This window comes from Pandoraea morbifera, assembly GCF_902459575.1.
Taxonomy (GTDB): Bacteria; Pseudomonadota; Gammaproteobacteria; order Burkholderiales; family Burkholderiaceae; genus Pandoraea; species Pandoraea morbifera.
Window position 1 is genome coordinate 45,278 of record NZ_CABPSD010000003.1, and the last position, 15,205, is coordinate 60,482.

Annotated in this window: 14 protein-coding genes and 1 tRNA gene; 9 read left to right on the forward strand and 6 right to left on the reverse strand. The window is 65.6% G+C overall.

Features of this window, described 5'->3' with window-relative positions; all coding sequences use genetic code 11:
• Positions 1-25: 25 nt before the first annotated feature.
• Both PMO31116_RS06315 and PMO31116_RS06320 read left to right on the forward strand, forming a co-directional pair.
• Positions 26-102 (forward strand) — tRNA-Val (locus tag PMO31116_RS06315).
• A gap of 332 nt (positions 103-434) precedes the next feature.
• Positions 435-731 carry a hypothetical protein gene (locus PMO31116_RS06320; protein WP_150565989.1) on the forward strand — a complete coding sequence of 99 codons (297 nt, stop codon included), beginning with the start codon at positions 435-437 and terminating at the stop codon, positions 729-731.
• A gap of 129 nt (positions 732-860) precedes the next feature.
• Here PMO31116_RS06320 and PMO31116_RS06325 read toward each other — a convergent pair whose 3' ends face one another.
• Entirely contained in the window at positions 861-1,754 is an 894-nt protein-coding gene (locus PMO31116_RS06325) for a LysR family transcriptional regulator (RefSeq protein WP_150565990.1), read from the reverse strand.
• A 168-nt stretch (positions 1,755-1,922) separates the two neighbouring features.
• Between PMO31116_RS06325 and PMO31116_RS06330 the strand changes: the two genes are divergently transcribed.
• The 7 genes from PMO31116_RS06330 (at position 1,923) to PMO31116_RS06360 (ending at position 10,452) form a co-directional block, all read left to right on the forward strand.
• On the forward strand, positions 1,923-2,579 hold the full coding sequence (locus tag PMO31116_RS06330) for a glutathione S-transferase family protein (protein ID WP_425494772.1): 657 nt from the start codon (positions 1,923-1,925) through the stop codon (positions 2,577-2,579).
• A gap of 16 nt (positions 2,580-2,595) precedes the next feature.
• Entirely contained in the window at positions 2,596-3,591 is a 996-nt protein-coding gene (locus PMO31116_RS06335) for a pyridoxamine 5'-phosphate oxidase family protein (RefSeq protein WP_246185170.1), read from the forward strand.
• Positions 3,592-4,152: 561 nt separating this feature from the next.
• Complete coding sequence (locus tag PMO31116_RS06340; RefSeq protein ID WP_150565992.1) at positions 4,153-5,001, forward strand: DMT family transporter; 849 nt, start codon at positions 4,153-4,155, stop codon at positions 4,999-5,001.
• 135 nt (positions 5,002-5,136) lie between these two features.
• A complete protein-coding gene (locus PMO31116_RS06345) occupies positions 5,137-6,033 on the forward strand; it encodes a LysR family transcriptional regulator (protein ID WP_150565993.1) in 897 nt (298 codons plus the stop codon).
• 117 nt (positions 6,034-6,150) lie between these two features.
• Entirely contained in the window at positions 6,151-7,485 is a 1,335-nt protein-coding gene (gene argG / locus PMO31116_RS06350) for an argininosuccinate synthase (protein WP_150565994.1), read from the forward strand.
• 205 nt (positions 7,486-7,690) lie between these two features.
• Positions 7,691-9,094 (forward strand): HdeD family acid-resistance protein, encoded by a 1,404-nt coding sequence (locus PMO31116_RS06355; RefSeq protein ID WP_150565995.1) that lies wholly within the window; start codon positions 7,691-7,693, stop codon positions 9,092-9,094.
• 182 nt (positions 9,095-9,276) lie between these two features.
• A complete protein-coding gene (locus tag PMO31116_RS06360) occupies positions 9,277-10,452 on the forward strand; it encodes an alpha/beta fold hydrolase (protein WP_150565996.1) in 1,176 nt (391 codons plus the stop codon).
• A gap of 356 nt (positions 10,453-10,808) precedes the next feature.
• On the opposite strand, the gene PMO31116_RS24400 is transcribed toward PMO31116_RS06360, so the two are convergent.
• The 5 genes from PMO31116_RS24400 to PMO31116_RS06385 all read right to left on the reverse strand — a co-directional run bounded on the left by PMO31116_RS24400 (position 10,809) and on the right by PMO31116_RS06385 (position 15,200).
• Positions 10,809-10,952 carry a DUF6726 family protein gene (locus PMO31116_RS24400; RefSeq protein ID WP_425494773.1) on the reverse strand — a complete coding sequence of 48 codons (144 nt, stop codon included), beginning with the start codon at positions 10,950-10,952 and terminating at the stop codon, positions 10,809-10,811.
• A 197-nt stretch (positions 10,953-11,149) separates the two neighbouring features.
• Complete coding sequence (locus PMO31116_RS06370) at positions 11,150-11,431, reverse strand: DUF1653 domain-containing protein (RefSeq protein WP_150566270.1); 282 nt, start codon at positions 11,429-11,431, stop codon at positions 11,150-11,152.
• 89 nt (positions 11,432-11,520) lie between these two features.
• The gene (locus tag PMO31116_RS06375) at positions 11,521-12,312 is read right to left on the reverse strand and encodes a bestrophin-like domain (RefSeq protein ID WP_150565998.1); all 792 of its coding nucleotides are present in this window, start codon (positions 12,310-12,312) and stop codon (positions 11,521-11,523) included.
• 295 nt (positions 12,313-12,607) lie between these two features.
• The gene (locus PMO31116_RS06380; protein ID WP_150565999.1) at positions 12,608-13,102 is read right to left on the reverse strand and encodes a GNAT family N-acetyltransferase; all 495 of its coding nucleotides are present in this window, start codon (positions 13,100-13,102) and stop codon (positions 12,608-12,610) included.
• A complete protein-coding gene (locus PMO31116_RS06385; protein WP_150566000.1) occupies positions 13,089-15,200 on the reverse strand; it encodes an ATP-dependent helicase in 2,112 nt (703 codons plus the stop codon). The genes PMO31116_RS06380 and PMO31116_RS06385 overlap by 14 nt, the downstream gene beginning before the upstream one ends.
• Positions 15,201-15,205 lie beyond the last annotated feature (5 nt).

The window sequence follows — 15,205 nt, forward strand, 5'->3', positions numbered from 1 at the left end:
TTCACCCTATACTCGCGGTCTTTCTAGGCTCGTAGCTCAGCTGGTTAGAGCACCACCTTGACATGGTGGGGGTCGTTGGTTCGAGTCCAATCGAGCCTACCAACGAACAAAAGCACAAGGCGTCCCGCGTTTTCGCGTGACGCCTTTTGTTTTTTCCAAGCCCTGCCTGCGCGCCGTGCCAACCGTCCCGATCGACGACGCGTTGCGCCGGCGGTATCGCCGTGCAACGCGTCCAGCCGCGTTACAAAACGACACATCCCAGACAAACTCGTAGCACCTGCCATGCGATCGCGCCGATACACTGGCATCAACGGTTCGACGATGTGTGTGCAGGGTTTCCACGACAACGCCTCCCCTTCGCGAACCCATCCGACTTACCGGCTTCATTGCCCACGCACGCTGTCTCGACAGCGCGCTCTTTGGTGGAGGACACCATGAAACGCATTCTCATCATCGCTGCCCTCGGCGCTGCGGCCGCCGTCGCCTCGACGGCCGCCTCGGCCCGCGTGGATGTCGGTCTCTATCTCGGCGTACCGGCACCGGTCGTTGCCGCGCCGGTGTACGTCGAACCGCCGCAACCGGTCTACGTGCAGCCTCGCGTGTATGAAGCGCCCAGCCCGGTGGTGTACTACGGTCGCGATCGTTGGGACGACTGGCGCGAGCGCCGCTGGGAAGAGCGTCACGATCGCGGCTGGCATCGTGGCTGGCGCCGCGACTACGACCGCGACTGATTTGACGAGGAACGAAGCGGCCCGCCGGTTGGCGTCGGCGGGCTTTTTAAGCGGGAAGCGGCCCTGTCGCTTTCCGCGTTCTTTTCTCTGACGCCCCCATCTCGGCCTGCCGGGCGAACGGCGAGCCGCTCACATCATCGGCACGTCTCGCAGTTCCCGCTTCATCCATTCGACGAACGCCCGCGTGCGCGACGGCAACAATCGCGCGTGCGGATACACGATGTTGACCGGCCGCGCCGGACCTTCGAATGCCTGGAGCACCCGCACCAGCCGCCCGTCGGCCAGCGGCGCCGCAACCTGATACGACAGGAAGCATCCATAGCCCACGCCGTTCAGGCACGCCTCGACCGCAGTGAGGCCGTGATTGACTTCCAGATTGCCGTCGACGGCCACGGCATATTCCCGTCCGTTCTCCCAGAATCGCCACTGTCCGTAGCCGCCGCCGTGAGAGCGGATACAGTTCTTGCTCGCAAGATCGCGCGGATGCGTGACCTCGCCCTGCTCCGCAATGCACGCCGGACTCGCCACGACGACACGTCGAATCGCACCGATCCCCTGGGCAACGAGGGTCGAGTCGTCCAGCGGAGAAATGCGAATGCCAACGTCGATACCCGCTTCCCACAGGTTGACCACGCGATCGTTGAGCAGCAGACGGCATTTGACGGCCGGGTACGCGCGCAGGAAGCGCTGCAGCGCGGGCGCCACGTGCAGTTGCCCGAAAAGCACGGGGGCGGTCACCACGAGCGTGCCGCTGGGGGCCTCGTGCCGCGCCGCAAGGCGTGCCTCGGCCTCGTGCAACTCGCTCAGGATCTGACGGCACGTCTCCAGATAGCTGCGCCCTTCTTCGGTAAGCGCCAGACGCCGTGTGGTGCGGTTGAGCAGGCGAACGTCCAGCGACGCCTCGAGCGCCGCCAATGTGCGAACCACGGCAGGAAGCGACGCGTCGAGCGCGCGCGCAGCGGCGCTCAGGCTGCCCTGATCGACGATAGCGACGAACGTCTGCATGGCACGAAGTTTATCCATGCCGCGCATCATTACTCCGATTATCGGAGTAGTCAAATCAACTTCGCGGTATTTATCCAGAATTCGGTCGGATGGAGAATCGGGGCATCGGTCGTCGATTCGCGTTGCGACACGACGCCGGCCCCTCACTACCGGAGATCTCCCATGCCCCATTCCGTTGAAGCGACGATACCCCCCACCGTGCGGCCCGCCCGGCCCATTCGCCTGTATCGGCACGTACTCTCCGGACACTGTCATCGAGTGGAGTTGATGTTGAGTCTGCTCGACCTGCCGTTCGAGACCGTGGAGATCGATTTCGCTGCCGCCGAGCACAAGCAGCCGGCGTTTCTCGCCATCAGCCCGTTCGGCCAGGTGCCCGCGATCGACGACGACGGGATGCTGCTCGCCGACTCGAACGCCATCCTCGTCTACCTTGCGAATCGCTATGATCCGGAGGGCGTCTGGCTGCCGCGTGACCCCGTGGCCGCTGCCCGCGTGCAGCGCTGGCTGTCGGTCGCGGCAGGCGATATCGCCTTCGGCCCCGCCGCGGCCCGGGTCGCAGAGGTCTTCAAGCGCGATGTCGATACGCGCGCAATGATCGAACGCGCTGCGTTGCTGCTCTCGCGCATGGAAGCGCATCTCGCCGCCCCGCACGGGACCTCGTTTCTCGCCGGCGACACCGCGACGATCGCAGACGTTGCGTGTTACGCCTACATCGCGCATGCGCCGGAAGGCAACGTGAACCTCGCCCCCTATCCTTCCGTACGCGCCTGGCTTGCCCGCGTGGCCGCCCTTCCGCGCTTCGTGCCGATGGCCGCCTCGGCATGCGGCCTGAACGCCGCCTGAGTCCCGGGAGGAAGACATGAACGCGCCCGAGCTTTCCCCGATGCCGGCGACACCGGCCGCGTCGGCAGTGCAACCGTTCCACGCTGGCGAGCTGGCCGTGCAGACTCTGGCCGGCTCGCGCGACGCCATGGCCGAGGTCGGTGCGCGCGTGATTCGCGCAGCGATGCCGGAGCAACATCGTCAGTTCTTCCCGCAACTGCCCTTTCTGGCGATGGGCGCGCTCGACGCTCACGGACAGCCGTGGGCAACGCTCCTGAGCGGCACGCCCGGCTTCGCCATGTCGCCGGACCCCACGGTGCTGCGCGTGAACGCGCTCCCGCCCACGACCGACCCGCTGCACCGCGCGGTGACGCCGGCCGCGTCGGTCGGACTGCTCGGGATCGAACCGTCGACGCGACGGCGCAATCGCGTCAACGGGCGCGTCTTCGACGTGGATGACCGCGGCTTTGCGATCCGCGTTGCACAGAGCTTCGGCAACTGTCCTCAGTACATTCGCAAGCGCGAGATCACGTCGCAACGGCATGAGGCGCCGCCGTTGGCGGAATTGCCGCAGCCGTCGCTCGACGACGACGCCCGGTGGCAGATCGCGTGCGCCGACACCTTCTTCATCGCCACGCATTACGCGGGTGATGACGCGACCGAACGCAGCGCCGGCACCGACGTCTCGCATCGGGGCGGCAAGCCGGGCTTCGTGCGCGTTGACGACGCCAACACGCTCACGTGGCCGGATTTCCGCGGCAACGCTTACTACAACACGCTCGGCAACCTGTATGCCAACCCGCGCGCCGGACTGCTGTTCGTCGACTTCGCCTCGGGCGATTTCCTTCACGTGGCGGGCGACGCGGAAATTCTTTGGCAAGACGAAATGCAGAGCGGCTTCGAAGGGGCGCAGCGACTTGTGCGTCTTCACGTGCGTGAAGTTCGTCGGGTGCAACGCGCGCTGCCGGCGGCGTGGCGCGACGGAGAGACCTCGCCCACGCTCGAACGCACCGGCGCCTGGCCGACCGCCTGATCGGGCCTGACGCCCAGGCAATGGCCCCGAGGCGAGTCGCGGCGCGATCTGCGTGACGGGCAACTCGACTTCCGTGGCCAACGCCGGCAGCTCCCACGACCTCGCCGTCACCGACCATTCATGGCTTGCCGCTCCGGTCGGCGGCGTGTACAGTGTGTGCACGCCTGTCGAGTGACAGGCGCCAACTCTCTTCATCGATCCATGACCGCTCGATCGCCCGTCCGACTCGCTGTATCGCCGCCGCTGCGCGGGGTAGGCGCTCGTCTGCACGGACAGGGCGTGGCGGTGGCAGGTATCGCACCTCCCCCGCCGTGCGGCGTGGCACCGCCCGCCGCAGTGGTCGCAAGCGTCGTCGTGGCCTGACGCCACGTCCGGCGCGTCGGGTGCTCGCCGCCCGACACAACACCTTTTCACATTCGAAGTTCGATTCCGGCCCGCTGCCCCGCGTGTCGCCAACGTTTGGTTCGTCTCGCGATGACGTGTCGTCGTCGCCCGACGACGATGGCGTCGTGCGTCAGGCGTCGTGCGTAGCGCGCCGGACATCCTGACAGGGGAAGATCGATGCAATCCGCAGGTCTCGCGTGGCGCCGTCACGGCGCCACGCTCTTGTTCGTGCTGCTATGGAGTGGCGGCGCACTCGCCGCCAAATGGGGGCTGACGCACGCGTCGGCATTCGCGTTCCTCGTCATCCGGCTCGGCGTCGCGCTCGCGGCACTCACGCTTGTTGCCTTCGCGCGGCGCCAATGGTGGCCGGCGGCCGGCAGCCGCTGGCAGGTCGCCGGGACGGCCGTGCTGCTCATCGGCGGTTATCAGGCCGCGTATTTGCTGGCACTGGCGCACGGCGTCACCCCTGGCGCGCTGGCAACGGTGCTGGGGGTACAACCGATTCTCACGCTCGTGGCGCTCGAGCGTGCGCACAGCTGGCGACGGCTGACCGGCCTCGCCGTGGCCCTTGCCGGCCTGACGCTGGTCGTCGCACAAAGCCTCATGTCGGCGCGGCTGTCGGTGGTGGGCTCGGCGTGGGCACTCGCGGCGCTTGCCTGCATGACGCTCGGCACGCTCGCGCAAAAAGGCTCGCGCCAGACACCCCTCGACGTGCTGCCGCTGCAATACGCGGTCGGGTTCGCAATGGCACTGCTCGTCGCCCCCACGCAACCGTGGCACGTCGACGGCACCTGGGGCTTCTGGCTGCCACTGCTCTACATGGGACTCGTGATCTCGGTGGGCGCCACGCTGCTGCTCTATCGCATGATTGCGTCGGGCAATCTCGTCACCGTGACCAGCCTGTTCTATCTCGTACCCGTGGTGACCGCGCTTCTCGACTGGGCCATCTTCGGTCACCGCCCCACGGCACTTGCCGTGGCGGGCACCGCGGCGATCCTGCTGGGGCTCCGCTTGGCCCTGCGCTGAGCCCCATGCGCCAGACGCGGCAGCTCCACGGCGTCGTGCCGCCGCGTCGGCTATGATTGTCAGGTCCTGGGTGACAATGGCCCGCCAAAACTCGTGGTTGTCACCCGAATCTTTCTTACGACGGGAATCTTGCCGATGGATCTGCTCGACGACATGCGCATTTTCGTGACGGCCGTGGACGCCATGAGTTTTACCGGGGCGGCAACGCGTCTGGGGCTGTCGAAGCAGTTCGTGAGCCGTCGGATCTCGTCGCTCGAACAGGCGCTCGGCGTGCGGCTGCTGTTGCGCACTACCCGACGGCTCGCCGTGACCGATCTCGGACGCATCTATTACGAGCGCGCGCGTCGCATTCTCGACGACGTGGAAGCCGCCAACCTTGCCGTGAGCAGCCAGGGCGAGCGCCCGCGCGGGAATCTGCGAGTGTCGGCGCCGATGTCGTTCGGCACGATGTTCCTGAATTCCGTCATCCCGTCGTTTCTGACGACGTATCCGGACGTCACGATCGAGCTCGAACTCAATGACCGGACGGTGGACATCATCGCTGAAGGCTATGACGTGGCCGTGCGCATCGGTGCGTTGGCCGATTCGTCGCTGATCGGGCGCACCATCGCGCCCATGCGCATGGTGACTTGCGCGAGCCCGCGCTACCTGGAAGCCCATGGCACGCCGCAGACGCCCGAGGACCTGCGTGAGCACGCCCTGCTGCCCTATGGCCACAGCCAGCGTGTGAGCTGGAACTTCCTGCGCGACGGGCATCCGATCGACGTCCCGGTCAGCGGCCGGCTGCGGGTCAACAACGGCGAACTGGCGCGCGACGCGGCGGTCGCCGGGCTCGGCTTGACCTGGCTGCCGGTGTTCATCGTCGCGCCGGCGTTGCTGAGCGGCCAGCTGGTGACGGTGCTCGACGACTTCGCACCCACGGCGTCGGCCATTCACGTCGTCTACCCGCAGCATCGTCAGGCATCGCTGGTGATTCGGGCGTTTTCCGACTTTTTGTCTTCCGCGTGCAATACCGCCGGCATGCAGTGGTGATACGGCGTTTCCCTCGCGCGGGAATGGGCGGAGTTGGGGGAATCGGCCGTCAGACTTGACCACCCATAGGCCGGACGGGGATACTTGACAGGTTAAAAACCCAGCTTTTTCACGCCGATGACCACGATTCTGCAACACATTCCCACGGGACAACGGGTCGGCATCGCCTTTTCGGGCGGTCTCGACACCAGCGCTGCGCTGCTTTGGATGCGCAAGAAGGGCGCGATTCCCTACGCTTACACGGCCAATCTGGGTCAGCCGGACGAACCCGACTACGACGATATCCCGCGCCGCGCCATGGCTTACGGCGCCGAAAACGCCCGCCTCGTGGACTGCCGTGCGCAACTCGTGGCCGAAGGCATTGCCGCCCTGCAATCGGGCGCGTTCCACATCTCCACGGCCGGTGTCACGTACTTCAACACCACGCCGATCGGCCGCGCCGTCACGGGCACGATGCTCGTGGCAGCAATGAAGGAAGATGGCGTCAATATCTGGGGCGATGGAAGCACGTTCAAGGGCAATGATATCGAGCGCTTCTACCGGTACGGTCTCTTGACCAATCCGGGCCTGCAGATCTACAAGCCGTGGCTGGACCAGACGTTCATCGACGAACTCGGCGGCCGCAAGGAAATGTCGGAATTCCTGATCGCCAACGGCTTCGATTACAAGATGTCGGTCGAGAAGGCCTATTCGACCGACTCGAACATGCTGGGCGCCACGCATGAGGCGAAGGACCTCGAGCATCTGAATTCGGGCATCAAGATCGTGCAGCCGATCATGGGTGTGCCGTTCTGGCGCGACGATTGCGCGATCAAGGCCGAAGAAGTCACCGTGCGCTTCGAGGAAGGCCAGCCGGTCGCGCTCAACGGCAAGACGTTCGCCAATCCGGTCGAACTGTTCGAGGAAGCCAACCGTATCGGCGGTCGTCACGGCCTCGGCATGAGTGACCAGATCGAGAACCGCATCATCGAAGCCAAGAGCCGCGGCATCTATGAAGCCCCGGGCCTCGCGCTGCTGTTCATCGCTTATGAGCGTCTGGTCACCGGCATCCACAACGAAGACACCATCGAGCAGTATCGCGAGAACGGTCGCCGCCTGGGCCGCCTGCTGTACCAGGGCCGCTGGTTCGACCCGCAGGCGATCATGCTGCGCGAGACGGCGCAGCGCTGGGTGGCGCGCGCCGTGACCGGCGAAGTGACCATTGAACTGCGCCGCGGCAACGACTACTCGCTGCTCGACACCAAGTCGCCTAACCTCACGTACAAGCCGGAACGCCTGACGATGGAAAAGGGCGACTCGGTCTTCACGCCGCTCGATCGTATCGGTCAGCTCACGATGCGCACGCTCGACATCGTCGACACCCGCGAGAAGCTGATGACGTACGCCAAGGCCGGCCTGCTGACCGCCTCGAGCGACGACGCCCTGCCGCAACTCGACAGCAAGAAGGACTAAGTCGCACGCGCACGCGTCGCCCCAACGGGCGGTGCGGCTGTGTCGCCTGCCACAACAGGCGGCGCGCCCCGAAAGGAGCGCGCCGCCTTTGTTTTTGGCTCGTCACGAATCACGCGCTAAGATAGCGAAAAAAATAGGCCATATCCCAAAATCCTCCCGCCCTCGGGGTGCGCACGACATTGGCGCATGCGATGGAGTCCTAGCGTTGGTACGTCTGATACTGCTGCTGCTTGGCGTGAACTATTTGCGCCGCCGCGCCCGTGCACTGATCTGGATCGGTGCGATTTTCTTTGCTTTCGGGCTCGCGCTGATCTTCGATGCGCTGGACGGGGTGGTCCATTTCCCGCTGAAGGTCTTTGCCTGGCTGCTGCTGCTCGAGGGGCTGGCCACGCTTGCCATTGTCGGCATCGGCGTAGGGGGGCAACGCATCGTACGTGCGCTTAAGGGCGGTGCGTTCACCCTGGCCGCCCTGCTGGTGCTCTTCTTCGACCAGCGCAACGGCAACTTCTGGCTGTCGATGCTGTTCGGCACACTCTTCCTCGCCGACGGGTTGCTGCAATGCGTGGCCGCCTACGTGGTGCGCTACCCTCGCTGGGCGTGGGCAATGGCCGGCGGGCTGCTCGAAATCGCCGTGGCGATCTTCTTCTATCAACCCTACCCGACCCACTACAAAGGGACGCTGCCGTATGCCATCGGCCTGGGGCTCGCCTTCACCGGCTGGAACGTGATGGTGCTCGCCATGCGCGCGCGGCGCATGCGTCGCGACTTCCGCGTGGAGGACATCCTGGCGGCGCCAGAGGACAAGCGGGGGTTGTGGGAAGACGCCGGGCGCGCACCGCGTTGGGAGGGCCCGCCGAGCGACGCCGAGCCGGCGCTGACGGTACACGTATGGACGCCTTCCGGGTCGGCCAAGGCGCCGGCGCGGCGTCATCCGGTGATCGATCGTTACATTGCGGCCGTCGACAAGAACGGCGTGATCTCGACCGGACACGCCGCGCTCGAGAGTCACGAAGGCGTGTACGTGAGCCTCTATCCGGCACAGGAAATCGACCGCTCGCCCGATCAGTTCGGACAGCTTCTGCGCGCCACGCGCGAGAACGACGTGCCCGGCACGTTCCAGCCGGATTACGCCACGGAGTCGAAGGCGTGGTGTCCGTCGACCGTCAAGGTGCGTATCCGCAACTACAGTCCGGAGCAACTGGGCACTTTTTGGCAGACATATCGGCAGAACGCCACGTATAACCTAACGCACCGCAATTGTTCCAGCAGCGTTGCCGCAGCCCTCGAAGCCGCGATCGAAGGCCGGGTGGGTCAGTTGCGGGACGGACGGGACGCCGGCTGGTGGACGTTCGTGCGACTGTGGCTCACGCCCGAGTTGTGGGTCGCCGCGCAGTTGCGCAAGCGCGCCATGACGATGGCATGGACGCCTGGCCTGGTACTCGACTACGCCCGTGCCGTGAGCATGCTCGTCGACCCTCGCCCCTTCGGCTGGATCACGATGTCCTCGCTCGCACTGCGTCGCATGCGCCGCTCGCGCCGCGCCTGGCGCGAGGCTGCCGAACAGGCCGCCGCCGCGCAGGCCCGAGGCAATCAGGCCTCGCATGGGTAACGCCGCGCGAGGAAGATCGTCGGCGCCGCGCAATGCACTGACAGCGCACGCGCAAGACATCGGGAAGAAGACGGTGTAACGTCGTCGGTAGCGGCCAGGGCAATGGCAGCAGGCAATCGGACGGCGTGGGAGCGCCGCCCGTCGCGAGCTTCACCCGCAACCCGATACGAGGACAGTTCAACATGTTCAACCGCCTGTGGCGCTTCGCCAGTGCCGCCCTGTTTGCCAGTCTGGTCATCGGACGCGCCGCTCACGCGATCTCACCGGAGGACGCCCCGGCCATCATTCCCCATGGGGCGATGGTCGACCAGCAACCGCTCGACGCCGACCATGGACTTCCCGAAGCCGGCGAGCAATTCCGCATTCGTTACAGCTCCATCGACGGCGTCGGTGGTATCGAAGCCCGAGAGGATACCGGCGCGGTCTTCCTGCCCAAGGGGACCCCGCCGCCCGGCGGCTGGCCGGTCGTCGTCTGGGCGCATGGCACCGTGGGCGTTGCGAGCGCCTGTGCGCCGTCGCTCAACGTGCGTTCGCAGCGTGACATCCAGTATCTGGGAACCTGGCTATCGCTGGGTTTCGCCGTCGTGGCGCCGGACTACGCCGGCCTGGGCTCGCGGGGGTTGCATCACTACCTGAATTCGCGGGCGCAGGCGTATAGCGTACTCGACAGCCTGCTCGCCGCGCGCAGCGCTTTCCCGCTGCAGAACCGCGTCGTACTGGTGGGGCAGTCGCAGGGCGCGCACGCCGCGTTCGCCGCCGCGGGCTATCAGCCGCAATATGCACCGGACGTCAAAGTCATCGCCACCGTGCTCACGGGTACGCCGTACTTCAATGCGAAGACCTCGGCCGCACAGTTGTTCGCGAGCCAGCCCGATCCGGGGGCACCCGATCCGAAGATTCCCTACGCGATGTACCTGTTCCTCTCGGCGGCCGATCGCGACCCGTCGCTGCAGGCGTCGAAGTTCTTTTCGCCGCAAGCGCTACCCGTACTGAGTGAAGCCCGTACGCTGTGCATCGGCGAGCTGACCGATCATTCCACCGCTGCGGGCCTCAACGCCGGTAACAGCCTGCAACCGGACATTCAGAAGCTCCTCCATGCACAGACACCGTCGCTGCGTTACCCGACGCTGCGCATCGGACACCCGGTTTTCATCGGCATGGGAACGCAGGACATTGACGTTCCGATCATCATGCAACAAGCCTTCGCGCGCGACGTCGCCAACGCGGGGACGCACGTCGTGACGCGCATCTACGAGGGGCTCGACCACGACGCCACCGTCAATCCGTCGCTGCGCGACTCCGTTCCATTCGTCTATCGGCAAATGTCGAAGGCGACCGCGCGTGCACGCGCACAATAACTAGAGGGATGCCTCGGAATTGCAAAACCAGCGGCATCGGAGCGTAAATCCCGAAAGTTCCGATAACTCATTGATATGCATCGTTTTATTTTTCGTTGCCATCAAGCAACACCGAGACGATTACGTAAAAATACATATGGTGCGGCGCAACACGACGTCCTATACTGAACTCGTCTCCTCCATGTCTCCTCCTGATATGGATTAAGCCCGCAAACACGCGGGCTTTCTTTTTTTCCGCAACCGAACCAGTACGTTGGCGGCCCGTCGCGCGTCATCGAGCCGTTGCTACCGAGCGCTTGACGCCGCTGCTTTCGTGCGTGCGGTCCGTTCTCAGGAATCCGCGAGCTGCCGGGTGGTCAGTCAATGACCGCCGCGCAGGCGTCCGTGGGCGCCGCCAGCACGCCGCCGACGCCCGGCACGATCTTCAGCCCTGCCGAGGCCACACGACATGGCGCCGCCATCAATCCGCAGCCCGACACCGACGTCACGAACGGAAGCATGGCGAATACCGCCCACCACCGGCGCAGATTGCGCGAGGCGGGCCGGACGATCGCGTCGGGTTCGCCTCGCGCGCGGGGATCGAGTGCGACCAGCGTCGCACGCGACTCGCACGCAGCGCCGTCGGTCTGACGGGACATCGGGGAAAGCATCTTCATCGAGGGGGATCCTGAAGCGGTGAAATGTCGGCGAGAGCGTCTCAGACGGCGGGTGTCGTGTGGCCAACATAGGTGAAGCGCGGCACCGGTCCGTCGTCGGTCATCACCGATTCATTCCAGATGCGCAGCAGACGCGTACTCATCGGCAGACCTTCCCGGGGGTAGAGGCGGGTGTAGACGACTACCGGTTCGTCGGTTTCGTCGGCCCGGGCGACACCGAGCGCGAGGTAACAATTGCCTTTGTAGTGACGATAGACGCCCGGGCGGAACGCCTCGATTTCCGGCGTGGATTCCGCCGTCGGCGTGGGGGGATTCGACAACATCGTGAACTTCTCCTGCTGCGGCAGTCGGAACGCATCCGACGCAAAAGGCATGACAAACGTTCCGTGCAACGTCAGGTGGCGAGCGGCGGCTAGCGCGGCACGGCCACGCCGACGGATTTGGCCAGCGGCGCCGGCGATATGCCGGAGGCGCCGCGGAACGGTTCATCGAGGTTGATGATGAGCGCGATCACCATGCCGATCGCGCCCATGTGAAGCGCAATGATGACATTGCTCTTCCAAGAACCGGGATAGCGTCCGTTCATCGCCATGGCGGCCAGCATGAAGAGCGAGATGACCCACCAGAACACGCCCGGCACCGTCTTCGTCGAATTCTCGAAGCGGCCCTGGCGCGCTTCTTCCAGCCGGTCGAGCAGTGTGCGAATCGAACTCGCGCTCTCTTCGTGGCGCGCCACGACACGGCGTGTTGCGCTCACGAACACGGTCAAGGCATCCTCCGTCGTCGGCGACAGGTCGGGATCCGATGTGCTCAGCGACTTCCACTCGTCGGTGACGGCAGAGCGAACGTAGGCACGCAGCATCACGCGGGCCGCCTGCGCATCGGGGTCGCCGACCGCCTTGAGTTCGCGGTCCAGGCGCCGCACTACCGACGCTTCGTGCAGCGCCTGGTCGTCGGCATGCCCGAGATTGGCGCGCACGTCGGTGAGCACATGCGCGAGCACGAACACGATGAATGCGAGCAGACTGCCGTGCACCACGTCGGCCACCGTGCCACGCACTTCCGCGGGATCGGCAAGCCGATCGAACAACCAGACGCGCGCCGCCCAGGCGACGATCACCGCAAGTAGCGCAGTGACCAACGCCATGCAGACAAGCAACAGTGCCGTCGGCAGCATCGTCAATTGATCAACCGGCCATTTCATTCTGATCCCCTCGTTTCCCTCTCGACCGCGGTCGTTGAAAGCCTGTGCTGCGCCGCGATGCCCTGCGCAGCGCCGCCGATGCGGCGACTATACCCGATGCAGGGAAGACGGCAACTGCGGAATATTTCAGCGGCTCTCGACGCAGGCGCGTCGATTGGCGGCGACGAAAACCTCGGGTATTGCCCGCCGTTGCGCTGGTTGCGCTGATTGCGCTTCATCCGGCACCGTCACCCGGCCGGATCCGACGCTGCGCCGGCGACCTCGCTGCGTGGCATTGCCGGCGCGCCTCAGCGCGTCAAAGGGGCTTGGTCAACAGCACGGTCGTGAAGCCGCTGTCCCATTCCTCGTCGGGATATTGGGCGACTTCGGCAAAGCCGTGTCGAGCATAGAACTCCCGGCTTTGGCGGTTGAACGTGTCGGTCTCGAGCCTCGCAAGCCGATGCCCGTTCGCGCGCATGTGCGCCTGCGCATGGGCCAGCAACATGGCGCCCACGCCACGGCGTTGCGCTGCGGGCGCCACGTGCAGCGCGTCGATGAAATCACCCGTCACGTGCACCATGCCCACGATCGGACCGTTCGCACGCAGCGTCGCGACCGTGAATTCCGGCCAGCGCGATTGCACGTAGGCCCGTGTGCGGTCGCCGGACGCGAACGTCGCCGCGACTTCCGGGCGCAGCATGGGTGCCCATGTGGTGTGATAAGTCTGCATGAGGAGCGACGTCAGCGCCGCCTCATCCGACGCGCGGGCTTCGCGCAGTGCGATCTCGAGCGCCGATTCAGGACCAGGCATTACGCAGTTTCCTCGCGACATCGATGTGTACCGTCACGTCGCCCACCGGCGTGCGGGGCGCGTCGTCCTCTCTCGGCTTCGGAAAGATTTCGTACAGTGGCAGCATGCCGTCCGGCACGAAACGGCTTCGCGTGCCATAGACGTGCCGGTCGCCGAGTCCCGCTTGCTGATGCACGTAAAAACGCTGCGGCACGACCAGTTGCAGCGACTCCCTCGCGCGCGTCATCGCCACATACAGCAACCGCCGCTCCTCCTCGATGTCCTCATTGTCGCCCGTGCTCATGTCGGACGGAATACACCCGTCGACCACGTTGAGCACGTAGACCGAATGCCACTCCTGTCCCTTCGCGCTGTGGATCGTCGACAGGATCAGGTAATCCTCGTCGAGCATCGGCGCGCCCGACTGCGCGCTCGTGGCGTCCGGTGGGTCGAGGGTGAGTTCGGTCAGGAACTGTTCGCGCGAGCCGTAAGTGTTGGCGATGCGCGCGAGCTGTTCGAGATCGGCCTGGCGCACGGCGGCGTCGTCGAACCGTTGCGTGAGCAGCGGGCCGTACCAGCGCAGGGCGAGATCGACGTCGGCCGGCCATGCCAGACGCGTGTCGTGCAGCGTCATGTAGACGTCGACGAACGCACGCCAGTCGGCGGCCGCCGACGACGGGGGCTTGAACTGCGCGAGCACCTGGGCCGGTGTGGCGGATTGGGCCATCGCGTCGAGCAGGCGCGTGGCGCTCACCGGGCCGATGCCCGGGATCAACTGCGCCACGCGGAAGCCCGACAGACGGCTTGCCGGATTGTGCGCCCAGCGCAGTATCGACAGCAGGTCCTTGACGTGTGCGGCCTCGAGAAACTTCAGTCCGCCGAATTTCACGAAAGGGATATTGCGACGCGTGAGCTCGAGCTCCAGCGCGGCGCTGTGGCTGCCGGTGCGAAACAGCACGGCTTGCTGCATCAGGCGCGTGCCCGTCTCGCGTTGCGCCAGCACCTGATCGGCGACCCATCGCGCCTGCCCCGATTCGTCGCTCACGTTCACGAGCTGCGGCAGCCGCGTCGACTGGCGGTCCGTCCACAGCGCCTTGGCATAACGCTCGCTCGACTCGGCGATGACGGCATTGGATGCGTCGAGAATCGGTTGCGTCGACCGGTAATTGCGCTCCAGCGTCACCACGTGCGCGGGCGTGGCGAACTGCCCGGGGAAGTCGAGGATGTTGCGAATGGTGGCCGCGCGAAACGCGTAGATCGACTGCGCGTCGTCACCGACGACGGTCAGGCCGCGCCCCTCGGGCTTCATCGCGAGCAGAATCTTCGCCTGCAACCGGTTGGTGTCCTGATATTCGTCGACGAGCACATGATCGAAACGGGCATCGAGCTCGCGCGCAAGCGCCGGCTCGCCCATGGTCTCGGCCCAGTAAAGCAGCAAGTCGTCGTAGTCGAGCACCTGCTGCGACTGCTTGGCGTCGACATAGGCGCCGAACAGCGTCTTGAGCTGCGCCTCCCATTGCGCGCACCATGGGAAATACTTCGCGAGAACCTCCGCGAGCGGCGCCTGGCTATTGACCACGCGCGAATAGATCGACAGACACGTCCCCTTGAGGGGAAAGCGCGATTGCGTGGCGGAAAAGCCGAGGTCGTGGCGAACGATGCCGAGCAGATCCTCGGCATCGCTGCGATCGTGAATCGTGAACGCCTCCGACAGGCCGATGCGCGGGGCAAAATCGCGCAGCAGCCGGGCGCCCACGGCGTGAAAAGTTCCCGCCCACGGCAGCGACGGCGGTTGCGACGACGCGAGTCCCAGCACTTTCTGCAGCACGGCGCCCACGCGCCGCTCCATCTCCCCTGCGGCGCGGCGCGAGAACGTCAGCAGCAGTATGCGGTTGGGATCCGCCCCGCGCACGATCAGATTGGCGACGCGATGCGCGAGCGTGCTCGTCTTGCCCGACCCCGCGCCCGCAATGACAAGCAGCGGCCCGCCGGGCGCGCCGTTGTCGCCCACACCGTAGTCGACGGCTTCGCGCTGCCGGTCGTTGAGTTCGGCCCAAGGATCGCGGGCGCTAACGTTTCGCTCGGTCGGCTCGGTTGGCTCGGTTGGCTGAGGTGACATACGAA